This window comes from Ruegeria sp. CE6 (assembly GCF_056537485.1).
This window is the reverse complement of the sequence record NZ_JBQFRR010000001.1, coordinates 468,996-492,742: the sequence shown is the minus strand read 5'-3', so window position 1 is coordinate 492,742 and position 23,747 is coordinate 468,996. Positions and strand designations below refer to the sequence as shown.

The window sequence follows — 23,747 nt, the reverse complement described above, 5'->3', positions numbered from 1 at the left end:
ACGATCGTTCATAGTATATGACACTCTATCGAATGCCACAAGGTGCAATGGATTCGGCGGCACAGGAAAGACAGGTCTATGACAGACAAAACTTTGGAAACTCGGCAAAGACCGACCCGGCGATGGCTTTGGATTGGACTATCGTTGGCACTGTTTGTAGCGATCGTCGTCCTCCTGTTTGATACAGAAGATACAATTGATGTTCAGGCAACAACGACCTCACCTCCGCCACCGACCGTCTCGGTCGTCACGGTTGCTTCAGCAACCGTACAAGCGCAGGTTTCGGCGTTTGCCGAAGTTCGGCCTCGGTGGGATGCCAAGCTGCGATCTGCTGTGTCCGGGCGCATCATTGCAGTGCACAACGCCGCTTTGGCAGGGACTAAGGTGGAACGGGGTGCCCCTTTGTTTTCAATCGAAAATGCACCTTATCAAAGCGCCGTTGCAGCCGCTGAGATGGAGCTTGAGCAAGCGGAACTGGCGTTATTGCGCGCGCAGAACAAAGTGACAGTCGCGCAACGACAGTTTGACCGGGATGAAACAGAACCGCCAAACGAACTGGCTGTGAATCTGCCGCAATTGCGCATTGCCGAGAAATCCGTTGCAGCTGCGCAGGCACGGCTGAATGCGACGCGAAATGAACTGAAGGACGCGGAGGTTGTCGCCCCTTTTTCGGGATTTGTAACCCATCGCTTTGCCAGCCTGGGCCAGACGGTCAACCCAGGCGATGCCCTGATACACCTTTCGGACGACCAGCAATTCGAACTGGTCGCCGAGTTTAGTCAGGCGGACTGGGCGTTGTTGGATCATCCGATCTCTGGCGCCACTGCTGATCTGACACAGCGCTCGGGCGGAGCGTTGGGGCGGGCTCAAGTCCGGCGTGGAGGAGGGTTTCTGGATCAAGACACACGGCAGGTGCGGGTCTTTCTGGATGTCACAAAGCCCGATGATCGCATACTCGCCGGAGACTTCCTGCAGGTTCACATTCCCGGACGCCGGATCTCGGACACATTAACCCTACCCGAAAGCGTCCTGACCCGTGCGGGATACATTTGGATTGTAGACGATAAGGACCAATTGCAGAGGCTTAGCCCGAACATCCTGTTCCGCAGCGAAAGTACAGTGACGGTATCGGCTCCCGAAGGGACCGGCCCGTGGCGCGTGGCCAAAACACCTTTGGCCTCGTTTCTACCGGGTCAGCGAGTGACGCCGCAATCAGATGGAGGCTGAGCCATGCACGCTCTGACATCCTGGTTTATCCGAAATCCGGTCGCTGCCAATCTGATGATGGCACTGATCCTATTTCTTGGGGTGCAAACGCTGCTGAACATTCGGATCGAAGGCTTCCCCCGCATTCCGCCGGAAAGTGTTACAATCGCGATCGAGTTTCCGGACGCCACAGCCGAACAGGTTGATGAATTGGTGACCCAGAAAGTTGAGCAGGCCCTCGAAGGTTTGGAAGGCGTGCGTAGTGTGATCTCACAATCCCAGAATGACCTAAGTGTCGTGACTGTCCGCCGCGCAGGTGGCCAGAAACTACAAGCCGTCCTGGATCGTGTCCGTATTCGGATCGACGGCTTGACTGATCTGCCTGATACTGCGCGCCGACCCGTGATCGAAGCCTCGGGTTTCGATTTCCCGGCGCTGTATCTGAACTTGTTCGGAGAAACAGACCCCGCCACATTACAGAGCTTGGCGCAACGCCTGAAAGAAGAGTTGCTGGCGCAACCGGAATTGTCGCGGTTGCAAATCTGGGGCCTGATACCGCGGGAATTGCGCATCGAAATCGACCCGGCGTTGCTGCGCCACTATGGGTTGACGGTTTCGGATGTGACCCGCGCCATCGAAGGGAATTCGCTGGCCTTTCAGGCAGGTCGTCTGAGGACTGATGGCGGTACGATTTATCTGCGGGCCGATGACAGGGCGAAATACGTGCCGGAATACGCAGCTCTGCCGATCATCGAACGTGACGACGGGTCCTATGTGCCTTTGGGCGATATTGCCAAAATCGAAGACGGGTTTCAGGACGGCGAGTACCTGTTTCGCCTGAACGGCAAACCAACCGTAGGGATGGAGGTTCTGGTCGGGCAGAAGGAAAACCTGCTGGAGATCAGTGATGTCGTGCGCAGCACGGTTGACGAGTTCAGCCGACAGCTGCCGTCGCAGGTACAGGTCGAGGTTTGGGGTGATAGCGCTGGCTACATCTCGGACCGTCTGGCGCTGTTGCGCTCAAACGGGGTGCAGGGTTTGATCCTTGTGACCCTGATGCTGTCGATTTTCCTGAACGTGCGTTTGGCCTTCTGGGTTGCCATGGGCATTCCCGTTTCGGTCATGGGGGCGCTTGCTGTCTCGGGCTCGAAATGGGTGGACTATTCGCTGAACGATGTCACGACTTTTGGTCTGATCATTGCCTTGGGAATTCTGGTCGATGATGCCGTTGTAGTCGGCGAAAGCGTTTTTGAAGAACGCCGCAAGGGGAAGGACCCGATTAGGGACACGGAACGCGGCGTACATCGCGTGGCTGTTGCGACCGTTTTTGGCGTGCTGACCACAATCGCAGCCTTTTTCCCGATGCTGTTGATCGACAATCCGCTGGGCAAGGTACTTGCCGGGTTCGCGGGCATCGTGATCCTGACGCTGATCTTTTCGCTTATCGAAAGCAAATTCATCCTGCCCGCCCATCTGGCGCAGGTTTCGATGCGGCAAGAGCGTCGATACTTGCCGACCCGCTTGTGGGGGCGGGTACAGGATTCTGCGCAGGGCGGGTTGTACTGGGTGCGGGATTGCATCTACCAGCCTTTGCTCGTCGCGGCGGTGCGTCAGCGCTACGCTGTGCTGATCTTGTTCATTGCCGCCGCAACGCTGGGGCTTGGCCTGATGTACAAGGGCAAGGTCAGGACGGTGTTCTTTCCCGAGGTGCCCGGTCAGGTCATCACGATGAACCTGGAAATGGATGCCCGCGCCCCCTTTGCACTGACCCGCACGAACGTGAATCGGATCGAAGCCGTGTTGAACGAGCTGAACGTCGAGCTTGCAGAAGAGGCGAGTATGTCTGCTCCACCCGTTCAGACAGTATTCACCATCATCAACAGCGCTGGAAATGCCCAAATTTTCGCTGAAATGATCCCGGTAGCTGAGCGTCCGAATGTCCCGATCCTTTCCGTGGTCCGCGAATGGCGCGACCGGGTCGGTGCGGTCGAGGGTGCCACCGAGTTGGAGTTCACCGGATCGGAAACGCTTGCCGGAGGGTTCCGAATCCGGTTGGCGTCAAAAGACGAAGACCTTCTGCAGCAAGCCAGCGCCGAAATGAAAGGTTTCCTGTCGAACATCGAGGGCGTGGCAAATGTAAGGGATGGGTTGGTGGGCGGCCAACCTGAACTGAAACTCCGCCTGCGCCCGGACGCGCGGCACCTTGGTTTTAACGCCGAGGCTCTGGCCAGACAGATTGGCTATGGGTTCGGCGGGGCCGAGGTGACCAAGGTCAGACGCGATGGGTCCGAAGTCCGCGTAGTCGTACAGAACGCGCGTGAAAACCGCGATACGTTGGCGGATCTGGTGCAGACCCGGTTGCGCAGCGCATCCGGCGCTTGGGTGCCGCTTGAGACCGTCGCCGAAATCGAGGGCACCTATGCCTCTGGCACTATCGATCGCCGTGACGGCAAGCGCATGAACATCGTAGCAGCGTCCATCGACCGCGACCTTGTTGCTCCCGAAGAGGTGGGGCAGGCGGTGTTCGAGCAGCTGGTCCCGAAACTCCGTGCCAAATATCCCAGCGTAACCGTCCTGCCGGCCGGTGAACTGGAAGAAATGGCCGATATAAGCGATGGCCTGAAGCGCGCGCTGTTGCTGGCAGCCGTTCTGATCTATGTGCTGATGGCCGTGCCGTTGAAAAGCTATTGGCAGCCTTTCGTCATTCTGGCCATCGTGCCATTCGGCTTTATCGCAGCCGCCGTCGGGCACCTGATCATGGATGTCTCGCTGTCGCTGTTTTCGTTCTTCGGCATGCTTGCTCTGACCGGTGTGATTGTGAACGACAGTCTGGTCATGATCACCCGCTACAATCAGGCGCGAGAGGAAGGTCAGCCCGTGAATCTGGCGCTGAGAAGCGCAGGCATTGGACGTTTCAAGGCGATCTTTCTGACCACCGCAACTACAGTGATTGGTCTGCTGCCTTTGCTGACCGAAACCTCTGAGCAAGCACAGTATCTGATCCCTGCGGCAATCTCTTTAGCTTTTGGAGAACTCTTTGGCACAGCCCTCATGCTGCTGCTGGTGCCGGTACTGATCGCCATCACCGAGGATGTCATTGCCATTTTCAAGTCACCCCTTCCGCAGCCTTCTGAAGAAAGGACAAAGCCATGATACGGAACCTTCTAGCCCCTGCATTCGCCGTGGTAACGCTTGCGACTCCGGCCTTCGCCGAGGGTCTGAATGTGACTGTGGACGGCATCCGCAACGCCAAGGGCAACATCGTGATCCTTGTATTCGATAACGCGCGCGCCTTTGACAGTTTGGATGTCTGGAGCGCCATTGACTACGCCCAGATTCCGTCACGTAAAGGCAGCGTCAGCCATGAGTTTTCTGACCTGAACACGGGCCCATACGCTGTGCTGTTGTTTCATGACGAAAACAAGGACGATGACCTGAACATGACTGAGACAAAACTGTTGGAGGGGCTGGGTTCAACAGGTGCCTCAGACCCTCAGGACGAGCCGGATTTCAAGGCTGCCTCGGTCTGGCCGGGCGATGTGCGTGTTCGCATTCACTATGATCAGTAATTCGACATGCTGACAGATCGAAAACTGACAATCGGCACGCTTCTGAGTGTGTTCCGCTGGCGCGTAGGGCTTACGTGGTTCCTGATCCTGGTTGAAACTGCCCTGACGGTTCTGATTCCGCTGTTCGTCGGCTTCGCCATAGATGGATTGCTGAGCGAAGATTTTGAGCCCTTTGTGCAGTTAGGTGCGCTCATGGTTGCCCTCACTATGATCAGCGTGATCCGGCGGATTTACGATACACGTGTCTACGGTATGATCCGTGTCGAATTGGGCAAGGCGCTTGCCGCGCGGTTTTCAAATCTTCCAATTTCGTCGCTGAACGCCCGGATCGGCATGGGGCGCGAACTGGCCGACTTTCTTGAAGAGATCCTGCCTTCGGCAATCGCGGGGGTGGTGCAGTTCGTCGTATCAGCAATTTTGCTGTTTTACTTCTCGCCAGTTCTGGCCCTGTCTGCCTGTGGGGTTCTTGTCGGAATGATATCTGTATACGCTCTGTTTCATTCGACGTTTTGGCAATGGAACCGTGCGCTGAATGAGCAAATGGAGCATCAGGTCAGTGTTCTGGAACAACGACGTGACCGTCCGGTTTTCGTCCACCTGAGTAAACTGCGCCGGTTCGAAGTAAAGCTCTCGGATACCGAAGCCGTTCTTTATGGCGTAATCTTCATTCTGTTAATAGGTCTGCTCCTATTCAACCTGTGGTTCGCGACCCAAAACCTGGATGCGACACCGGGCATGATATTTTCGATTATCAGCTATTCGTGGGAGTTTGCGGAAGCCGCACTTGCTTTGCCCGTCACCTTACAATCCTGGTCTCGCCTGTCAGAAATTACGACCAGGTTGCAGAGCGATTGATCAGGCTTGCATACCATAAATGGCGTGATACGGGATTTGTAATCAGGAAGTAACCAGTCCATTCCGGTCGTGCGCAGCCTAGCTAAAGGAGGGGTAAGAAGAGCTGATAAACTAGAGCTTTGTGAATTCAGACAAAGCCTGCAACGGGCGCATTATGACTGAAGATCGGGCGTCGCGCTGTAATCGTTCGATGAGCTTCTTGAATATGGCCGGATTTCAATAGCAGATTCAGGTAAGTCAGCTCCAAAAGGTCACGCTGTGCGCGGCTGCCACCCAGACGAGCGTGATCTGCCATGACCGGAGTCAGCTGTTGCAGCGCATCCGTCCAATCTTGTCGCGCAATCGCGCCCCACGCACGGGCCACCGGGCGAACAAGATCTGCCGCAAAACCCAAGCTTGTTTCGGTCAGAACCGCAAGGCGTTCTCCTTCCCCTGCCATTGCATGAGCCAGCGCGCCATGTATGTCCGCAAAACTCATGCCTGGGTTTGGAAAAAACCGTGATGCGTATTCGCTCAGGTCGCGCCAAAGTTTGGGCGCAACTGTTAGACCCGCAATTTCAGTGCGGTGCAAAAGTGCAGCAGCATCGGTTAGAACATTTATCGGCAACGAATAGGACGCTGCGGGTGCGATAGCTCCCTCGTAAATCGTCCATAGCTCAGCCTCATCCCCTTGCTCCAAGGCCCACAGAGCGCGATGCCAACTTAAGTGGCCGTGCAATACCGAGCGCACATCATAATCCGCGATCCAGTCGGCAAGGTATGCGCGACCGGCCTCTCCATAACCTTGCTCGTAGAGCGTGTGCGCTTTGAAGTGTGACGCGTTTGCATTGGCGTTGTTCAAAGCGAGCGAGCCGTCCATCATGGACATGGCCTCATCAAGCCGCCCAACTTCGCACAGCGCCTGACCGTGTACGCTCATAACCCACCAGTCTTCGCCCAAGGCATCAAATAATTTGGTCGTGTAGGCAAGTTGCGTGCTTTCCCGACCAGGCTCACCCGATGTCCCAATCAAACCAAAAATGTTGGTACAGATCTGCGCGACAAGGACATCGCGGGGGTGATGAGCAGCGTGCTTCAGAACTGCGCTTCGTGCCTGTGAAACACGTCCCTGAAGCAAGAGATCGAATACCGCGAGATGACCCTCCTCGCGCTCAGTCAACCCAGATGCGCAAGCGCGGGCCGACGCCATTGCCTCTTGAGCGCCAGACATATCGTTTTCATACATTCGAGCTCGAGCAAGCCCAACGTGACCGAGGGCGAAGCCGGGATCGGCCGTGATGGCGGCGGAAAAAGCTTCGCTTGCACCAAACGTTGCTGCAAGGATGTGATCAAGCCCCGCGACATAGGCGTCCCGCGCCTCTGGCAGGCTGGTCGTCAGCGTCAGTCCATATCGGTCAACCAGCATCTCCATACTCCCACTTTCGTTAGCATGCTCAAACGTGCGTGCTCGCAACTGCCCAACGCTAGCATAAAAAGCGAAACCATAAGCACTATTGTGGATAATCGATTGCTATAAGGATCGAACCATCGGTTAACGGGCTGGCCTTCTGGCCTTCACTACTGATTGAAAAGATATTGATTGAACCAAGCGTGCCTCATAGCCTTTCTTTGCCAATAGGGTTGTCCTAAGGAGGCACAGTGATGAGGTGCACATTGCCTACCAAGTATATGGCGATGGCTTTCTCGCTACGTTTGACGGACCCGGCCAGGCGATCCATCGTGGCAAGGCGATTGGCGATGCCATTTCCAAGCTGAATCTGGAAGTTCGCATAGGGGTTCACACAGGCGAAGTCGAAGTTTCTTTGCATTATGTGCGCGGAATTGCCGTTAACATTGCAGCGCGTATCTCTGAATTGGGCGGAGGCGGCGACATCGTCGTTTCCAGAACAGTAAAAGATCTGGTGGCTGGGTCCGGTCTGGACTTCGAAAGTCTTAGAACAAAAGAATTGAAGGGCTTATCCTAAGACTGGCAAGTTTATAAAGCGGTCTAAAGGCATCTCTAGCCATTCCCCCCAACAGCTTTCGGAAGTCACAAATTAAACATCAAATGATGACGGCGGGAGGAGTCGAGCAGACCTTCATTAGCCATAAATTGTGGTTTTCACCCAATCAATATGAACGGCGGATTTGGCCTCAAGGCCGCCGAATAGTAGCGTGCTATCCACCTCGGCACGAATGCTTCGGAGCTGGGCATCGCCTAATGTGTAACCGCTCTTTGAACGTCCGACATCGTTGATCCATTTGCCAAACGCATACTTTTTAGCCAATTTGCGACAATGGAGTTTCTCGACGTCAGCCACAACAGTTTCCTCGTCGCCATGTCCTGCATTGTTGCCTTCGTGGCAGGGTTTACAGGATTGTCGATGACGCGAGATCTTTCGACGAAGCCGGTATTTGAAAAGAAGGCCTCGGTGGCTCTTGCGGCTGTTTCGCTTGGCGGTGGAATCTGGGCCATGCACTTCGTGGCCATGCTCGGGCTTCAGATGCCGATCCTGTTCTATTACGACGCTGCAATCACACTTGTGTCTGCCCTTGTCGCGATCCTGCTCGTCGGAGCTGCGCTTATTCTGTTGCATTTCACCGAACGCAACCGCGCTACGATTGCGATGGCAGGAGGCGTTGTTGGGTTGGGCATCTTGGCGATGCACTATATTGGCATGGCTGGCTTGGAGCTTTGCCGGGCAGTGTATACGCCCAGTGGCGTCATCTTGTCCTCGATTGCTGCAATAGCGCTTTGTATGCTGGCTTTCGCGATTGCCTACGGGCAGCGAACAAACAGAAACATTTTGCTGGGCACTTTGTGTTTTGCAGCGGCGGTTTGCACCGTTCATTTTCTTGCTCTGGCGAGCACCCGTTTCGTCGCGGTGCCAAGTGGGGTTGAGTTTGGCCCGTTGATGAGCAATGAGACGCTGGCCATTGGCGTAATCCTGTTCAGTTTCATCATATTTGGTGCTTGCTTGTGGGTCAGCGTGACCTACCTGCCAGGACCTTCGAGGAAAGACCCGGAGCCAACAGAAGCGACCGTGGATGTAAAACCATTGCTGCAAATTCCTTGCGAACGGGATGGTGGAAAGGTCTTCATCTCTGCCGAAGATGTTCTGTTTTTGCGCGCGGATGGGCACTACACCCAAGTTTACACCGAAACGGATCGGTTGTTTTGTGTCTGGCCAGTGACCGAGGCCGCCAAGCGATTGGTGCCCACCGGATTTCTCCAGACCCACCGCAGCTACCTTGTCAATCCTCAGCGCGTGGCGCGGTTTGAGCGTACCAAAGATAAGGGTCGATGCCTGTTCGACGGGGATGGTTTACCACCCGCGCCGGTCAGTCGATCCAAACTCAAGACGGTTCAGGATGCGCTTGCATCGCAGGTGGGCGCAATTCGTGCGACCTAGGGCGCATTTCGTGCAAAATACCTGTTTTTTGTTGATTTCCTGAAGCGTCGCCATCCAAGCGCATGCAGTGATCCTTTCAGCCAGAACATTTGCTTGAAGGGAGGAGAGCCGATGATTCCAGCGGCATTCGAATACTACAGACCCAAGGACATGGCCGGTGTGCTGTCGATCCTGGAAGAGCATGGCGATGATGCCCGCGTCATGGCCGGTGGGCACAGCCTGATTCCGATGATGAAGCTGCGGATGGCGGATGTGCCGCATCTGATCGATCTTCAGGATGTTGGCGGCATGTCTGATATCGAGATCGGAGGTGACAGTATCCGCATCGGTGCGATGGTCACCCAGCACGCGATTATTGATCACGACGCACTGGCTGAGGCCGCTCCGATTCTGCGCGAAGCTGCCCTTCAGATCGCAGACCCGCAAGTCCGATACATGGGGACAGTTGGTGGCAACGTGGCCAATGGCGACCCCGGCAATGACATGCCCGGCCTGATGCAGTGCCTGAATGCGCGCTTCACTGTCGAGGGTCCTGACGGGGAACGCGACATCGCTGCCCGCGAGTTTTACGAAGCCGCCTACATGACTGCTCGGGAAGACGAAGAAGTGTTGACGGCAGTCACCATCCCAACGCCTCAAGGCGGTTACGCCTATGAAAAACAAAAGCGCAAGATTGGCGATTATGCGACCGCTGCCGCTGCAGTCCAGATCGTGAAAGAAGGTGGCACCTGTGCCTCCGCCTCGATTGCAATGACCAATCTGAGCGACACACCGGTCTTTTCCGAGGCGGCTGGGGCCGCTCTGGTTGGCACCGGCGTCGATGCAAATGCCATTAAGACCGCTGTGGCCGCCATGCTCGGTGATATTGACCCCACCGAGGACAACCGCGGCCCCGTCGCTTTCAAAAAACACGTGGCAGGTATCATTCTGACCCGCGCCATTGAGCGCGCCTGGTCGCGTGCGTGAGGAGATCGTCCGATGTCAAAGAAACAACACTACAAGATCACGGTGAACGGCAAGGAAGAGGAATTCCTTGCCGAGCCACGCGAACTTCTCATCTACACGCTGCGCGAGCGGCTCAATATCACCGGCCCGCATATTGGTTGCGAGACTTCCCATTGTGGCGCTTGCACCGTCACCATTGATGGCAAATCAGTCAAGTCCTGCACCATGTTCGTGGCGCAGGCCGATGGCAAGGATATCACAACCATCGAAGGCATCGGTGGGCCTGACGCGCTGCACCCGCTGCAAGAGGCGTTTAAGGAACATCACGGGCTGCAATGCGGCTACTGCACACCGGGCATGATCACACGTGCGGCAAAGTTGCTCGAAGAGAACCCGAACCCGTCCGAGGAAGAGATCCGTTTTGGCATGGCAGGTAATATCTGCCGCTGTACCGGGTATCAGAACATCGTGAAGTCCATCAAAGCCGCAGCGGCCGAGATGAATGCAGCCAAGGAGGCGGCCCAATGAATGACATGACACCAGATCGTGAGGAACGCACCGCGAACCTCAAGGGCATGGGCTGTTCGCGCAAAAGGGTCGAAGATGCCCGCTTTACTCAAGGCAAGGGCAACTACGTCGATGACGTGAAGCTCGACGGGATGCTCTTTGGAGATTTCGTCCGCTCTCCCTACGCTCACGCACGGATCACCAACATCGATACGGCGGCAGCGCTTGAAGTGCCCGGCGTTCTCGCTGTGCTGACCGCCAAGGACCTTGAACCGCTCGGCCTCCATTGGATGCCGACGCTGGCCGGCGACAAGCAAATGGTTCTGGCCGATGGCAAGGTTCTGTTTCAAGGCCAGGAAGTGGCGTTTGTGGTGGCCGAAGACCGCTATGCGGCGGCAGATGGAATCGAGGCCGTCGAGGTCGAATACGAAGAGCTTGAGGTTCTGGTCGATCCGTTCAAGGCGATGGAATCAGAGATAGTTCTGCGTGAAGACACCGTGGGCGAGGATGGCAAACCAATCGATGGAGCACATGGTCCTCGAAAGCATCACAACCACATCTTCACGTGGGAAGCGGGCGACAAGGATCCAACATTCGAGACAATCGACAATGCCGAGGTCGTTGCCGAAGAGACCATGTATTACCACCGTACGCACCCATGCCCACTGGAAACCTGCGGCTGTGTCGCCTCAATGGACAAGGTCAATGGCAAGCTGACTCTTTGGGGCACGTTCCAGGCGCCTCATGCTATCCGCACTGTGGTCAGCCTGATTTCCGGGATCGAGGAACACAATATCCGTGTGATCTCTCCCGATATTGGCGGCGGGTTTGGAAATAAAGTTGGGGCCTATCCGGGCTATGTGTGTTCGGTCGTCGCCTCCATCGTCACCGGAAAACCGGTAAAGTGGATCGAAGACCGGATGGACAATCTGATGACCACCGCCTTTGCCCGCGACTATTGGATGAAGGGCCGCATTTCTGCCACCAGGGACGGCAAGATCACCGGGTTGCATTGCCATGTGACAGCGGACCATGGTGGATTTGACGCCTGCGCCGACCCAACCAAATTCCCGGCGGGTTTCATGAATATCTGCACCGGATCTTACGACATCCCGACTGCATTCCTTGAGGTTGATGGCGTCTACACCAACAAAGCGCCGGGCGGGGTCAGCTACCGTTGTTCCTTCCGCGTGACAGAGGCGGTTTATTTCATCGAACGGATGATCGAGGTGCTGGCGATCGAGTTGAACATGGACGCGGCAGATTTGCGCCGGATCAACTTCATCAAGAAAGAGCAATTCCCCTATCAGGCTGCGCTTGGCTGGGAATATGACTCTGGCGATTATCACACTGCCTGGGACAAAGCGCTCAGCACCGTCGACTACGAGGGATTGCGCAAGGAACAGGCCGAGCGTGTAGAGGCGTTCAAACGGGGCGAAACGCGCAAGCTTATGGGAATCGGTCTCAGTTTCTTCACTGAGATAGTGGGTGCTGGCCCAGTGAAGAATTGCGATATCCTGGGTCTCGGCATGTTCGATAGCTGCGAAATTCGCATCCATCCCACGGGCTCTGCAATTGCACGGCTTGGAACGATTTCGCAGGGGCAAGGCCACGCGACGACATTCGCACAGATACTGGCCTCCGAGATCGGATTACCTGCCGATAGCATCACCATCGAAGAGGGCGACACCGATACCGCGCCCTATGGTCTGGGCACCTACGGCTCGCGCTCGACCCCGGTTGCCGGGGCGGCTACGGCCATGGCTGGCCGCAAGATCCGCGCCAAGGCGCAAATGATCGCGGCCTATCTGTTGGAAGTGCATGACGATGACGTCGAGTTCGACGTCGACCGTTTCGTGGTCAAAGGAGCGCCCGAGCGGTTCAAGACCATGAAAGAAATCGCATTCGCCGCCTACAATCAGGCCATTCCAGGGATTGAGCCAGGGCTTGAAGCGGTTAGCTACTATGACCCGCCGAACATGACTTATCCGTTCGGTGCCTATGTCTGCGTGATGGATATTGATGTGGATACAGGCGTGCCAGACATCCGCCGCTTCTACGCGCTGGACGATTGCGGTACCCGGATCAACCCGATGATCATCGAAGGACAGGTGCATGGCGGCTTGACCGAGGCACTCGCCGTCGCTTTGGGCCAGGAAATCGCCTATGACGATCAGGGCAACGTGAAGACGGGCACGCTGATGGATTTCTTCCTGCCGACGGCATGGGAGGTTCCGAATTACGAGACCGACTACACCGTCACGCCGTCGCCACATCATCCCATCGGTGCGAAGGGCGTGGGCGAAAGTCCGCATGTGGGCGGGGTGCCATGCTTCTCCAACGCGGTGCAAGATGCGTTTCGGGCCTTTGGTCTGCGGCATACCAACATGCCACATGATCACTGGCGGATCTGGAAGACCGCCAATGAGCTTGGCCTGCACGGCTAAAGGCGAAAGGCAGGGCGGAGACGTTCCGCTCTGCCCGGAGACACACATGACCTGGACCGATTTACAATCCGCTCTTGAAGGGCAGGGCTATGTCGCATCCGACGACCTAGCAGTTGCTCTCCATTTGGCGCTGACGTTGGAGCGGCCCCTTCTTCTGGAGGGCGCCGCGGGCGTAGGTAAGACAGAGGTCGCGCGCACCCTGAGCGATGCGCGCGCCACCAAATTGCTCCGACTGCAATGCTATGAGGGGCTCGACGCCGCGCAGGCCATCTACGAATGGAACTACCAGCGGCAATTGCTGACGATCCGCGCCGCCGCCGAAGATGGTGAGACGGGCAAAAGCGTTGAAGAGCGTATTTTTTCCCGTGATTTCCTGTTGGAACGCCCTCTATTGGCCGCCATTACCCAGGACACGCCGCCTGTTTTGTTGATCGACGAAATTGACCGCGCTGATGTGGAATTCGAAGCCTACTTGCTGGAAGTTCTGGCCGACTATCAAGTGACTGTCCCAGAACTCGGCACCATCACGGCCTCTAGTAAGCCGATCGTGATCCTGACCTCAAACGGCACACGCGATCTATCCGATGCACTGCGTCGTCGCTGCCTTTACGCCTATGTCGATTATCCGGACCGACAGACAGAACTTGCAATCCTCAAAGCCCGCTGCCCTGCGATTGAGGCGCGTCTTGGCGCGCAAGTCGTAGGCTTTGTACAAAAGCTTCGCGAGGAGGAACTGGAAAAGACGCCCGGCATCGCTGAGATGCTCGATTTTGCTGCCGCCTTGATGGGACTTGGGATTGCGGATCTGACCAACGATCCAACCGTGTTGCACTCCACCTTAACCACGCTGCTGAAAACTCAAAGCGATCAGGCACAGATCACCGCTGAAGTCGCGGCCCGTATCGCGGGGAAGGCCGCATGAGCCGGGTTTCCAAATTTGCGGCGCGTGATCCGGGGCCAGCGGCCCGTGTCGCCGGGTTCATTGCGCATTTGCGCCAGAACGGCCTGCGCCTAGGTGTGGCAGAGGCAGAGCTTGCCTTGCTTGCCCTCGGCGAGGTCAATGCCGCTGTCCCGAATGAAAGCCGTCGCGCGTTACGGGCCATCTGCACAGGATGCAAGGATGAGGCCGAACGGTTCGACAGCCTCTTCGATAGTTTTTGGATGGATTCCGGTCGGGTGAAGCAAAGGGCCGTGCCCAAAGCGCAGTCTGCGCTCAGCGATGACGTGCATTCCTCTCGTCAAGCCAAGGGTCAGGATATGGGCGCATCGGGCAGCGCCATCGCTCCTGATTCCGGTGACGGCGAGGCCGACAGCGACGGCACCGGTAAACTTATCGCAACTCAGCAACGCAATCTCAGCCGCCGCGATCTGCGTGATCTGGTCCGCGCGGATGATATCGCAGAGGCCGAAGCAGTTGCGCGTCGCATCGGTGCCGCTTTGCGCGATCGACGTTCGCGCCGTCGGATCGCCGCCCGCAAAGGCGACCGCCTGCATTTTCGCAAGACCATTCGCCTGAGCCTTGCGACAGGAGGGGAACCTCTGCAGCTCTTACGCAAGTCTCGCCCAGATCGCAGCCGCAAAATCGTTGCGCTTTGCGATGTATCGGGATCGATGAGCGTCTATGCACAAGTTTTCCTTGCTTTTCTCGCTGGGCTGATGCGCGCTGACAAAGATGCCGACGCTTATCTTTTTCACACACGGCTGGTACGCATCACTGAAGCATTGCGCGACAAAGATGCACTGCGTGCAATTGGTCGGATGTCGCTGATGGCAGATGGCTTCGGCGGTGGATCAAAGATCGGGCCATCGTTGCAACGCTTTGCCGATACCTATGCGCGGCGCTTTGTAGATGGCCGGTCTGTCGTAGTGATCCTGTCGGACGGCTATGATACTGAGCCACCCGCAATCCTGGCAGCAGCGCTTGAGAAGCTGAGAAAACGCGGCTGTAAGATCATCTGGCTCAATCCACTGAAGGGTTGGAGCGACTACGCGCCTGTAGCTGGCGGAATGGCTGCGGCCTTGCCTTATCTCGACCTTTTTCAACCGGCCAACACCCTTGCCGATCTTGCCGCCCTGGAACCAAAATTGGTGACGCTATGAGTCCGGCAGAGATCTTAGACACGGACCTTGCCGATGCGGCACAAGACCTGCGTGACCGGCAAGAACCTTTCGCCTTCGCGACAATCGTGCGCACTGCGGGGGCGACGGCGGCCAAGCCGGGTGCCAAAGCGCTGCTCAGCGCGGACGGGACAATCCTGCATGGATGGCTTGGTGGCGGATGCACGCGTGGCGCGGTCAAACGCGCTGCGGTAGAGGCTTTGCGCGCCGGTCAGCCGCAACTGGTTTCTGTCGCGCCCGAGGAACTCCTGGAAGAAATGGGCGTGATAGCGGGGGATGAGGTCAACGGGACGCGCTTTGCGCGCAATGGTTGCCCGTCAAAAGGCACCGTCGACATTTTTATCGAGCCCTGTTTGCCAATGCCTGAACTTGTCGTGCTTGGCGCATCCCCTGTGGCCCAAGCGCTTAGTTCCCTGGCACCGCAATTCCACTGGTCGGTTTCTGGCACCTCGTCGGCTGATACGACGTGCAATCGACGACGCTTCGTTGTCATTGCGACGCAAGGCCAAGGAGATCTGGACGCGCTCAAATCCGTACTGACAGATTTGCCCGACTATGTTGCCTTTGTCGGAAGCGCTCGGAAATTCGCGACACTGGCTGAAAAACTAAAGACCGCCGGCATAACGCCCGAGGTCATCAACACCGTCCACGCCCCGGCGGGTCTAGACCTGGGGGCGGTCACGCCCGAGGAAATAGCGCTGTCGATCCTTGCGCAGTTAGTCCGTGTCAGACGGCAGACTGTGGGGCTTGCCGATGGCTGATGTTGCCGCGATCCTTCTGGCCGCCGGTCTTTCCCGTCGCATGGGGGCGCAAAACAAGCTGCTGTTACCAATAGACGGCGTGCCGATGATCCGCCGGGTAGCCATGGCTTACTTAGGTGCCATTGATACTGACCTGACGGTGGTAACAGGACATGAGGCGAGCGCCGTGCGCCGGGCATTATCAGGGCTAGCTGTTTCTTTGGTTCACAATGCAAACTTCACCAGCGGCCAGCAGAGCTCGGTTGCCACGGGATTGCATTGTGCACCTGACGCCCATCTGCTTCTGATCGGCTTGGGTGATCAGCCGCTATTGACCACTCAGGATCTGCAAGATCTGATTGCCGCTCACGTTGCAGGTGATGCGACTAAAGTGACGATACCTGTCCATAACGGCGCACGAGGCAATCCAATTACTATCCCGCAGCTATTGCGCCGGCGATTGCTGGAAAACCCCGCACGCCCCGGCTGCTTGGGCTTCACGCGCGATCATCCCGAACATGTACAAGCCGCTAAGCTGCCATCGCCAGGGTTCTACACCGATGTCGATACCCCGGATGACTATGCGACCCATTTGGAAACCGCGAACGAGCCGATCTCATGAGCCGACTTCTGATCTGGATGCGCGGGCGTCTTAAATCGCTCGAAATGACCACTGAACAAGCAGACAACATAAGATTTCCCTGTTGCTAAGAAGGACAAGACTATGGAACTGAAGGACGAAATCATCATCAACGCCCCGAAAGATCGCGTCTATGCGGCACTGAATGATCCCGAGGTGTTGAAACAATGCATCCCGGGTTGTGAAGAACTAATCAAGCATTCTGATACTGAACTGGAGGCCAAGGTCTTGCTTAAAGTAGGGCCCGTCAAGGCGCGGTTCGGAGGCAATGTCACCCTGGACCAGACCGGCGCCCCTGATGCATTCTCGCTGTCTGGTCAGGGCAATGGTGGTACCGCTGGTCATGCAAAGGGTGGCGCAGATGTGACGCTGAGTGCAGACGGCGACACGACGATCCTGCGCTATGAAGCCAAGGCCGAGATTGGCGGAAAACTGGCTCAGCTCGGCAGTCGTTTGATCCAGAGCACAGCCAAGAAGCTCGCTGGAAAATTCTTCAAGTCCTTCGCTGATGTAGTGAATGAAGACGCGATGATTTGATCATAATGGGTGGAGATGAAGCAGGTCTGTAAGCTTGCTCCACTCGCTAACGACCAGAAAGGCAACTTGTACCGCCTGCGCAACTGCCTTACGTCATCGCCAATGGGACAGTTTAAGTCGATTTGATAAGAGAGGGTTTCTGGCTCATCGTAACCGCCAAGGAGTGGAGATGAGAAAGCAACCCGGAACCAAGCAGAGCCACGGTGAGAAGGTCGTAAAGGACATTCCCCGTGCGACCCGCAAACAGTATTCCGCAGAGGAAAAGATCAGGCCGTTCCGGATGACCGGAAGGGTGAGGATAGCATGCCGAGTTTTGCCGCTGTGAAAGCATTGCACAGAGCCTCTACTACAGCTGGTCCAAGGAATTCCTGGAATCCGGCAAGAAACGCGTGGCAGGTGATACGGCCCGCGCGGCGACTTCCACGTAAGTAAAGGATCTGAGACGGGAAGCCCTTGATCTAAAGGAATTTTTTTCTGAATAGGCCTTGGAATTGCGCCTGCTCAAAGAAAGCGTGATCGCGGATGGGGACGACGACGAGCGGGGCTCAAAAGTTTCCCTTTGAGGCTTCCGTCAGGAACAATTTGTCCAAGTCAGATCTGAAGCCGCGTGTTTCAGCCGCTCGGTCTCTTTCTAACGCCGTTTCAGTTCCTTCAACTGGTCTACGCCCATTCCACCGTTCTTCTTTCTCCAGCAGTAATAGGTTTGTTCAAAAACCCCGATCAGTCTGATCGCATCAAGACGGGACATGCCTCGCCCCATAAGAACTTCAACCTGCCGCAACCACGAGACAATCTCTTCTGGCTTCGGTCGCTAGTTTGCCATTCTCATTCATCCGTTTCCTAAACATATCGGTGGACCAGTTCAGTTGGGGAGGCTCACATCTCTTCTGGACTTTCGAAATGATGCAAGTTTTCAGCATTTGTCCCAGGATTGGCGGCGCGAAAGCATGCAGCGGCGTTACGTTTACAATTTCGATTGGATGGGGCGGCCAATTATCCAATATCCGCAGGATATAGTCGCCTTGCAAGAGATAGTATGGGAGACAAAATCCGATGTTATTCTTGAGACGGGCATCGCCCATGGTGGCTCTTTGATTTTGTCCGCGTCATTGCTGGCCATGCTCGACTATGCTGACGCTGTGGAAACCGGAGATTTGCTTGATCCGGCTAATCCGAGGCGACGCGTCGTCGGCATTGACATCGATATTCGTGCACACAACAAAGTCGCGATGGAACGCCATCCGATGGCCTCCCGGATCACTATGATCGAGGGATCCTCGACTGCGCCAGACACTATCGCGCGTGCCAAGGATGCTGTGGGCGACGCAAAGAGAGTCATGGTTTGTCTCGATTCGATGCATACCCACGACCATGTTGTCGCCGAACTAGAGGCATAAGGGCCTTTGGTTGCCTCAGGTTGCTATTGTCTGGTTCTTGATAGCTTTGTAGAAAACATGCCGCAGGGATTCTTCGAAGACCGCCCATGGGATGTTGGGAACAACCCCAAAACGGCTCTGCACAGCTGGTTAAAGGACAATCCCGATTTCACCATTGATCGCGATATGGCGACTAAACTGCAGGTGACCGTTGCACCTGATGGATTTTTGCGTAGGGATTAGATTTGACGGTGAAGACTTTTATGTAGTCGCGATCAGCAGAGCCATGCACTTAGCTTTCTTTTTGTTGGATAGACGCCGTTCAATTTGTTCCCGTTGTTGCGACAACGTGAACAAGATCGATGCACTTAAGGTTTTGTTGCGTGGAATAACATCGCTAGAGCGTCCTATCGAAAAACTGAAGCGCCGGGATTCCCATGAGAACTGAATTGTAATTCATCGTTTATGAGAGGATGGATCATAACAGCACCATTGCCAGATGCGTTTCGGTCGCGGCTTCGAAAGTTGATTGAAGAATGGTTATGCGGGAGCGCGACGGCGTTATGGTTGTAACTTTCGCCTGCAACCGGCGCACGCACAAGGTTTACGGTCCGACGAACTGGACGATTGAAGGCCGCGCCGCAGGTTCGACCTTGCAGTGAAAGCAATCTTGATCCCCATCGCTCATTTCTTATCGAACGGATTGAGCAAGACGAAGACACAACCATGCCTGAACTAGCCAATGTACTGGCATATACGACCGGTGTACAATCACACCCTAATGCGATGACAGGTTTCCGAGCAAGTTTGGCTTTAAGTACAATAGAAGACGCTGGTGGCCACCTAGCGACGCTACACACGGACAAGGGGACAACGCTACGACTGGTCTACCCGCCACCCGCCAGCTGTCTCGGCCAAGCCAGATCGCGTTGGAGCAAGGACATTCACTGAAATGTTCGGCGCCTTCTCAGAGATCTACGCTCCCTTCTCACCAGAAGAATGCTGGAACCACTTTAGGGCTGCCAGATTTGTCTCAAGTTAAAAGCCGGTGGTTTAAATTGTGTGTCCAAGTCGTTGTATAGCAACGTCATGTGCCGGGGATTGTACTGGTTGGAAACGATTGCGTCTTGAACGTGTGCCTCTGATACGATTGAAGTTCTGAGTTCAACAACGCTGCGTTAGAATGGTATGGCAACTATGCGGCATAGCAGTTGAATAAAGGGGATCGCCGGTTGCACTGATGCGCTTTCCTAGAATAGTTCTGCGTATCTATTGATACAATCCAGATCGGTGGTTCGAATTGCCCTTCAGTCTTCACCTTAGTTCATCATTGCATGCTATAATCTTTCGACTGACACACCCAAGAAAGTACGTCGAAGCACGTAAACTTCGTTCTGCGGCAAAACACGCTCTCGAGAAGAAGAACTTTCGTTCAGCGTCGGGGACGATTTTGAAGGCGTTGAATTGTAATCCAGCGCTGAGGAATGGCGCGCAGCTTCTTGCTAAAGCAAAGGCCGCGGACGTTCGAGCAGGAAAGGCAGACTTAGTTGCAGAAGCGGAAATAGACCTTGTTCACGAAGTCGAACGGAAACTTGAGACCCGCAGATTGTGTTCTGATGCAACGTTCGAAGCACTGGCCGTAGTCAAGGCATTGCAACTTGATGCCGAACAGTCGCTGGACGCTCTTTCGCGTTTGAAATCGCGCCGCCGCCGCAAGGTACTGTCTTTTGCAGTGATCGGCGTGTTGAGTAATGCGTTCGAGGATCGTAGCCATTTCCAAAAGTTCATTCAGTTGTTGGACCAATTTGGTGTGGCCGAAGAGGCAAATTCTCGCCGAAGTGTATTCAATATGTGGTTGGTGCACGAACTGAAGTTCGGGGTGCCTTACAAGGGTGGACATCCTCTTCTGGTTCCCGAAGTTTTTCAGAGGTTTATACAAACCGTGCAGGAAGGTGATCCCGCCGTTGCTTCTTTCCCTATCGAATTGCAGGACCTTATAAGGGCAGGGCAGGTTGGCGGCGCGCATGGTGGTTCCCCCGTCGAGTGCAAAAAGGTGTTGGTCGTCTCTGACAACTGGAACTTTTTTCCGCTGGCTGCGAAGGCACTCGAGGACGATGGATTTGAAGTGCGTTACCTCGATTTTGGAATTATCAGGCAGGCGTTTCCCAATACGGATCGCAAACTGGGTATTTCGTACCAAACAAAGAGCATCGCCGGGCGACCCTCTGCGACCGCTATCCGCGAAGCGCTGGCAGACCGCAATCCGTTAGCGAGTGACCTTGTTGGTTGGGCTGATATCGTTTTTTGTGAGTGGCTGACGGAGGGCGCTGTCTGGATGAGTCACTATTTGCAGGAAGAAAAGCCGCTGATAGTTCGTTTACACAGCTACGAAGCATTTACGGCATACCCTCTGATCGCGAACTTTCGCAGGATCAATGGGTTAGTATTCATTGCGCCACAAATTCGTAAGGTGTTGACTGCGCTGGTGGGTGAGAAGGCTCTTTTGGACACCGTTACAAATGTCATTCCCAATATTAGAGATGTGTCGAATTTCAACTTTATAACGCGCGAGACGTTATCAAAAAAGACCCTGGGTATGACGCAATACGCTTCCGCAAACAAGGACCCAATATTCGCTCTCGACATACTCAAAGAACTTCAGGTGCATGATCCATCCTGGAGGCTTCGTTTCGTTGGAAAGCCTTGGGGTAGCGATGTATCGGACTCTGAAGCGCAATATCAACTCAATTTCAAGAAAAGACTTTCTGAGTTTGGAGATAGCGTTTCAGTTGAAGGGTATACAAACGACATTGCTAGTTGGTACCGGTCGATCGGCTTTGTTTTATCTACGAGCCAAAGAGAAGGTAGTCATGAGAGTCTCGTCGAAGGCATGCTTACTGGTGCTATACCGGTTCTACGGAATTGGCCCATGATGGCACCTTTTGGGGCTCCCGAGTCAGTCTTCCCGGATCTTGAACGAGTAAATACTGCGGCCGAAGCAGCTGCATATATTCTTCAAGCATCCGATCAATACGAAATGCGCTCTAAAGCCGCTGCAGATTACGCCGTCGATTATGTGACTATGGATAGGCCGGAAATTGAGTTGCCACGGTTTGTCCGAGCAGTATGTCGGCCTGACCGCATTGGACAATCCGTGGTTGCTTCGTGACTGTTCTCATCACCGGAGACGCTGGCTACGTCGACAGCCATATCGCCTGGGAGTTTCTGGACCAAGGCGACTCTGTCGTGATCCTTGACAACTTGATGACGGGTGTCTGTGGAAATCTACCAGAATCGGCAATTTCTTGTTGAAGCTTGCATTGGTGATGAAAAGGTAATTGCAGAACCACATTCTGGCATCCACACCATCCTGGTAATTGACCTCACGATTGCGTTGGGAAAATGTAAAAAAATTTTGTTCTTTCTGAAAATGGTATGAAAAAAAGTAGCGGTAGCGTTTTTCTCGCTTTGTTTCTTACCCTCTCGAAACAAACAGCCATGGATTTCACGATCCTCAAGCGTGGTACAGAAACGGACGTTGGAGTGGCGTCGGTTTTCCGCGGTTGGTTTGTGGCGGCCGACTTACTAACCAACCACAAGAGTTAAGTCGGCCGCCTAAAGCTGTACGGCAGGCGCATTATCACTTGGTGCATGGCTTAAGAACTATATTGGCCGCAGCCGAAATGGAGTCTACGGCTAAATCTATGCTATCGGATTGGGCGCACCATCGATCTGTTTTGAAACGTGACGTAAGTTACTCTCCGTCCCGAATACAACTTCCGTGATCTTCTAGGTTTTTGGAACCGTGCGTAGACAACTCGTAATTCATCGTCGGGAAAAGAGTCAGCGTCCAGACTTCATTTGATGCGATGTGGATAAACGTCACACCATCAAGACCATGCGCAACCGTATGGGTCTTCGAATTCAACGGCTTAAACCAATCAAAAGCAGATAGAGCCGTTTCACCAAATCCTACGGGTGAAATGAGTTCCTGCGCGAAATTCACGGCAGTTCGTTCGCTTTACAGTCGCTCGTAGAAGAAGCATTTCCACCATCGCAATGCATAACAGCAAAGTGGGCTACGTTCGCCGCATTTGAGGTCATTTATGGATGTCGGCTCGGAGCCAAATTCGTGGGCCCGCTGATTCGAGCTGAACGGCAGCTTTGGTCCGCTCACCTGCCACCTAACACTGGATTTGGAATGTCAGGAATGCGCGGTTGTGGCATGCTGCATGAACGAATGGCAGAGGTGGAATCAAAGGCAGGTGAGGGCTTATACTTCAAATCGATGCCCACCGCAGAGAACGGCGGGAGAGTGCCCTTATCGGCCATTGCTACAACGGTTCAGCGCTGCGGACGCATTAGACAGGTCTGCAGCCCAAAGCGGACATTCAAATCCAGGCATGATGACTTTCAAGATGCGGACAATCTGCCGTTCGCTTTCATCCGCGCAATGCCTGTATCCGGTAAGCGATATTCTCTGAGGAAAGGTTCAACTATTTGGGAAACAGCAAGGTAGCTACAAGTCTCGCGCCCCAACCATCGGGCCCACTATCGGGGCCGTCGGCCGAATAGCGTATCCCCCCGCCTACGCTAATAAGTTGATCCCCGAGTTGGGTAACTTTGGTGACAACACCGTTGATTGGCACAGACCATTGATCGTTTTCCCAATCGTAGGTGGACTCAGTGTTTATAGTGAACGTCCACGCGTTCGAATTTGTGTAGGAAATAAATGGCTGTAAGAACGTCTGGTTGATGTCGGTGTCACCATCAATGTCCCAAATGTGATTTGTCAGGCCACCATATGTCCAGGGACCCTGTTGTTTGAGTGCCACGCCGGTAACTCCAGCACTCCACTCTCCGAGACCTAAGCTGTTATCTGTCGACGTTGGCAGCAGAAAAACGGGTCCAGCCCCCCAGATCCAACCGCCCGCACTTGGTTTTTTGGGCGAAAGAAATAAGCTTTGAACAGTATCTCCTAGCCCAGTCTCGGATCCAGAACCCGGTATGCCACCATCTATGGAGGCGATTGGGAGAATTGTTCGGGATATGACGTTCCAATCGTCCGTAAGATTAAAGGGTACAACCGGCTGTACATTCAATATCCAACGCGAACCGTTTCTGTCGGCACCCAAATTCTGATCATAGTTCAGCTGGAATGGCACACTAATCAGAGCGGCCACGGGGTTGGCAAGTTGCTTTGCTAGTTCTTCTTCCTGGGACTCTGCCCACGCAGTACCAGAAAGGACACCAACCCCGGCAAGTATGGAGCAGCGTAGCAACCTTAGTTTCATAGGCGGTCTCCTTTCAGCTGGCCGTTTTCTCAAGGGTGGCTTGCAGTTGAGATCGCCAGATTGGCAATGACGTCTATGGCCCACTCAAAGTCCGCCGCCGCCGAACGGGATGAAATTATCC

Annotated in this window: 18 protein-coding genes and 3 pseudogenes; 17 read left to right on the top strand and 4 right to left on the bottom strand. The window is 54.9% G+C overall.

The window, feature by feature from the left end:
* Positions 1 to 78: 78 nt before the first annotated feature.
* The 4 genes from ACR0DK_RS02350 to ACR0DK_RS02335 are packed head-to-tail and all read left to right on the top strand — an operon-like array spanning position 79 to position 5,630.
* The gene (locus ACR0DK_RS02350; RefSeq protein ID WP_480734690.1) at positions 79 to 1,227 is read left to right on the top strand and encodes an efflux RND transporter periplasmic adaptor subunit; all 1,149 of its coding nucleotides are present in this window, start codon (positions 79 to 81) and stop codon (positions 1,225 to 1,227) included.
* A gap of 3 nt (positions 1,228 to 1,230) precedes the next feature.
* Positions 1,231 to 4,359 (top strand): efflux RND transporter permease subunit, encoded by a 3,129-nt coding sequence (locus ACR0DK_RS02345; RefSeq protein WP_480734689.1) that lies wholly within the window; start codon positions 1,231 to 1,233, stop codon positions 4,357 to 4,359.
* A complete protein-coding gene (locus ACR0DK_RS02340) occupies positions 4,356 to 4,775 on the top strand; it encodes a DUF2141 domain-containing protein (protein ID WP_480734688.1) in 420 nt (139 codons plus the stop codon). The genes ACR0DK_RS02345 and ACR0DK_RS02340 overlap by 4 nt, the downstream gene beginning before the upstream one ends.
* A gap of 6 nt (positions 4,776 to 4,781) precedes the next feature.
* Positions 4,782 to 5,630, top strand: a complete 849-nt coding sequence (locus tag ACR0DK_RS02335) for an ABC transporter six-transmembrane domain-containing protein (RefSeq protein WP_480734687.1) — start codon at positions 4,782 to 4,784, stop codon at positions 5,628 to 5,630.
* Positions 5,631 to 5,757: 127 nt separating this feature from the next.
* Here the strand turns inward: ACR0DK_RS02335 and ACR0DK_RS02330 are convergent, their stop codons facing one another.
* The gene (locus ACR0DK_RS02330) at positions 5,758 to 7,035 is read right to left on the bottom strand and encodes a tetratricopeptide repeat protein (protein ID WP_480734686.1); all 1,278 of its coding nucleotides are present in this window, start codon (positions 7,033 to 7,035) and stop codon (positions 5,758 to 5,760) included.
* A gap of 241 nt (positions 7,036 to 7,276) precedes the next feature.
* On the opposite strand from ACR0DK_RS02330, the gene ACR0DK_RS02325 reads away from it, so the two are divergent.
* On the top strand, positions 7,277 to 7,594 hold the full coding sequence (locus ACR0DK_RS02325) for an adenylate/guanylate cyclase domain-containing protein (RefSeq protein ID WP_480734685.1): 318 nt from the start codon (positions 7,277 to 7,279) through the stop codon (positions 7,592 to 7,594).
* A 117-nt stretch (positions 7,595 to 7,711) separates the two neighbouring features.
* Here ACR0DK_RS02325 and ACR0DK_RS02320 read toward each other — a convergent pair whose 3' ends face one another.
* Positions 7,712 to 7,930: a hypothetical protein gene (locus ACR0DK_RS02320; RefSeq protein WP_480734684.1), complete on the bottom strand. Its 219-nt coding sequence runs from the start codon at positions 7,928 to 7,930 to the stop codon at positions 7,712 to 7,714.
* Between ACR0DK_RS02320 and ACR0DK_RS02315 the strand changes: the two genes are divergently transcribed.
* The 10 genes and pseudogenes from ACR0DK_RS02315 to ACR0DK_RS02270 form a co-directional block, all read left to right on the top strand.
* Positions 7,907 to 9,022: an MHYT domain-containing protein gene (locus tag ACR0DK_RS02315; RefSeq protein WP_170420487.1), complete on the top strand. Its 1,116-nt coding sequence runs from the start codon at positions 7,907 to 7,909 to the stop codon at positions 9,020 to 9,022. The two genes, ACR0DK_RS02320 and ACR0DK_RS02315, sit on opposite strands and share 24 nt — an antisense overlap.
* Positions 9,023 to 9,133: 111 nt before the next feature.
* Positions 9,134 to 9,988 (top strand): FAD binding domain-containing protein, encoded by an 855-nt coding sequence (locus tag ACR0DK_RS02310; RefSeq protein WP_170392522.1) that lies wholly within the window; start codon positions 9,134 to 9,136, stop codon positions 9,986 to 9,988.
* Between the two features lie 12 nt (positions 9,989 to 10,000).
* Complete coding sequence (locus ACR0DK_RS02305) at positions 10,001 to 10,495, top strand: (2Fe-2S)-binding protein (RefSeq protein WP_170392521.1); 495 nt, start codon at positions 10,001 to 10,003, stop codon at positions 10,493 to 10,495.
* Positions 10,492 to 12,921 (top strand): aerobic carbon-monoxide dehydrogenase large subunit, encoded by a 2,430-nt coding sequence (locus ACR0DK_RS02300; RefSeq protein WP_480706934.1) that lies wholly within the window; start codon positions 10,492 to 10,494, stop codon positions 12,919 to 12,921. The genes ACR0DK_RS02305 and ACR0DK_RS02300 overlap by 4 nt, the downstream gene beginning before the upstream one ends.
* A 46-nt stretch (positions 12,922 to 12,967) precedes the next feature.
* Complete coding sequence (locus ACR0DK_RS02295) at positions 12,968 to 13,843, top strand: AAA family ATPase (RefSeq protein WP_480734683.1); 876 nt, start codon at positions 12,968 to 12,970, stop codon at positions 13,841 to 13,843.
* Positions 13,840 to 15,021 carry a vWA domain-containing protein gene (locus ACR0DK_RS02290; protein ID WP_480734682.1) on the top strand — a complete coding sequence of 394 codons (1,182 nt, stop codon included), beginning with the start codon at positions 13,840 to 13,842 and terminating at the stop codon, positions 15,019 to 15,021. The genes ACR0DK_RS02295 and ACR0DK_RS02290 overlap by 4 nt, the downstream gene beginning before the upstream one ends.
* Complete coding sequence (locus tag ACR0DK_RS02285; protein ID WP_480734681.1) at positions 15,018 to 15,800, top strand: XdhC family protein; 783 nt, start codon at positions 15,018 to 15,020, stop codon at positions 15,798 to 15,800. Before ACR0DK_RS02290 ends, ACR0DK_RS02285 begins: the two co-directional genes overlap by 4 nt.
* Positions 15,793 to 16,401, top strand: a complete 609-nt coding sequence (locus ACR0DK_RS02280) for a nucleotidyltransferase family protein (protein WP_170392516.1) — start codon at positions 15,793 to 15,795, stop codon at positions 16,399 to 16,401. Before ACR0DK_RS02285 ends, ACR0DK_RS02280 begins: the two co-directional genes overlap by 8 nt.
* 102 nt (positions 16,402 to 16,503) lie before the next feature.
* Positions 16,504 to 16,956, top strand: coding sequence for an SRPBCC family protein (locus tag ACR0DK_RS02275; protein ID WP_170420491.1), 453 nt, complete (start codon positions 16,504 to 16,506; stop codon positions 16,954 to 16,956).
* Positions 16,957 to 17,125: 169 nt separating this feature from the next.
* Positions 17,126 to 17,435, top strand: a pseudogene (locus tag ACR0DK_RS02270) (transposase); the annotation flags it as partial.
* Between the two features lie 28 nt (positions 17,436 to 17,463).
* On the opposite strand, the pseudogene ACR0DK_RS02265 reads toward ACR0DK_RS02270, so the two are convergent.
* Positions 17,464 to 17,749, bottom strand: a pseudogene (locus ACR0DK_RS02265) (IS3 family transposase); the annotation flags it as partial.
* Between the two features lie 154 nt (positions 17,750 to 17,903).
* Between ACR0DK_RS02265 and ACR0DK_RS02260 the strand changes: the two are divergent.
* A pseudogene (locus ACR0DK_RS02260) lies at positions 17,904 to 18,575 on the top strand (cephalosporin hydroxylase family protein).
* A gap of 1,207 nt (positions 18,576 to 19,782) precedes the next feature.
* Complete coding sequence (locus ACR0DK_RS02255; RefSeq protein WP_170660560.1) at positions 19,783 to 21,501, top strand: glycosyltransferase family protein; 1,719 nt, start codon at positions 19,783 to 19,785, stop codon at positions 21,499 to 21,501.
* Positions 21,502 to 22,828: 1,327 nt separating this feature from the next.
* Here ACR0DK_RS02255 and ACR0DK_RS02250 read toward each other — a convergent pair.
* On the bottom strand, positions 22,829 to 23,626 hold the full coding sequence (locus tag ACR0DK_RS02250; protein ID WP_480734679.1) for a transporter family protein: 798 nt from the start codon (positions 23,624 to 23,626) through the stop codon (positions 22,829 to 22,831).
* Positions 23,627 to 23,747: the final 121 nt, after the last annotated feature.

Excerpts from the sequence above, each read along its gene's own strand:
- ACR0DK_RS02350 (WP_480734690.1), top strand. The coding sequence starts at position 79 with ATGACAGACAAAACTTTGGAAACTCGGCAAAGACCGACCCGGCGATGG.
- ACR0DK_RS02345 (WP_480734689.1), top strand. The coding sequence starts at position 1,231 with ATGCACGCTCTGACATCCTGGTTTATCCGAAATCCGGTCGCTGCCAAT.
- ACR0DK_RS02280 (WP_170392516.1), top strand. The coding sequence starts at position 15,793 with ATGGCTGATGTTGCCGCGATCCTTCTGGCCGCCGGTCTTTCCCGTCGC.
- ACR0DK_RS02335 (WP_480734687.1), top strand. The coding sequence starts at position 4,782 with ATGCTGACAGATCGAAAACTGACAATCGGCACGCTTCTGAGTGTGTTC.
- ACR0DK_RS02330 (WP_480734686.1), bottom strand. The coding sequence starts at position 7,035 with ATGCTGGTTGACCGATATGGACTGACGCTGACGACCAGCCTGCCAGAG.
- ACR0DK_RS02285 (WP_480734681.1), top strand. The coding sequence starts at position 15,018 with ATGAGTCCGGCAGAGATCTTAGACACGGACCTTGCCGATGCGGCACAA.
- ACR0DK_RS02315 (WP_170420487.1), top strand. The coding sequence starts at position 7,907 with ATGGAGTTTCTCGACGTCAGCCACAACAGTTTCCTCGTCGCCATGTCC.
- ACR0DK_RS02310 (WP_170392522.1), top strand. The coding sequence starts at position 9,134 with ATGATTCCAGCGGCATTCGAATACTACAGACCCAAGGACATGGCCGGT.
- ACR0DK_RS02290 (WP_480734682.1), top strand. The coding sequence starts at position 13,840 with ATGAGCCGGGTTTCCAAATTTGCGGCGCGTGATCCGGGGCCAGCGGCC.
- ACR0DK_RS02300 (WP_480706934.1), top strand. The coding sequence starts at position 10,492 with ATGAATGACATGACACCAGATCGTGAGGAACGCACCGCGAACCTCAAG.
- ACR0DK_RS02340 (WP_480734688.1), top strand. The coding sequence starts at position 4,356 with ATGATACGGAACCTTCTAGCCCCTGCATTCGCCGTGGTAACGCTTGCG.
- ACR0DK_RS02305 (WP_170392521.1), top strand. The coding sequence starts at position 10,001 with ATGTCAAAGAAACAACACTACAAGATCACGGTGAACGGCAAGGAAGAG.
- ACR0DK_RS02250 (WP_480734679.1), bottom strand. The coding sequence starts at position 23,626 with ATGAAACTAAGGTTGCTACGCTGCTCCATACTTGCCGGGGTTGGTGTC.
- ACR0DK_RS02275 (WP_170420491.1), top strand. The coding sequence starts at position 16,504 with ATGGAACTGAAGGACGAAATCATCATCAACGCCCCGAAAGATCGCGTC.
- ACR0DK_RS02295 (WP_480734683.1), top strand. The coding sequence starts at position 12,968 with ATGACCTGGACCGATTTACAATCCGCTCTTGAAGGGCAGGGCTATGTC.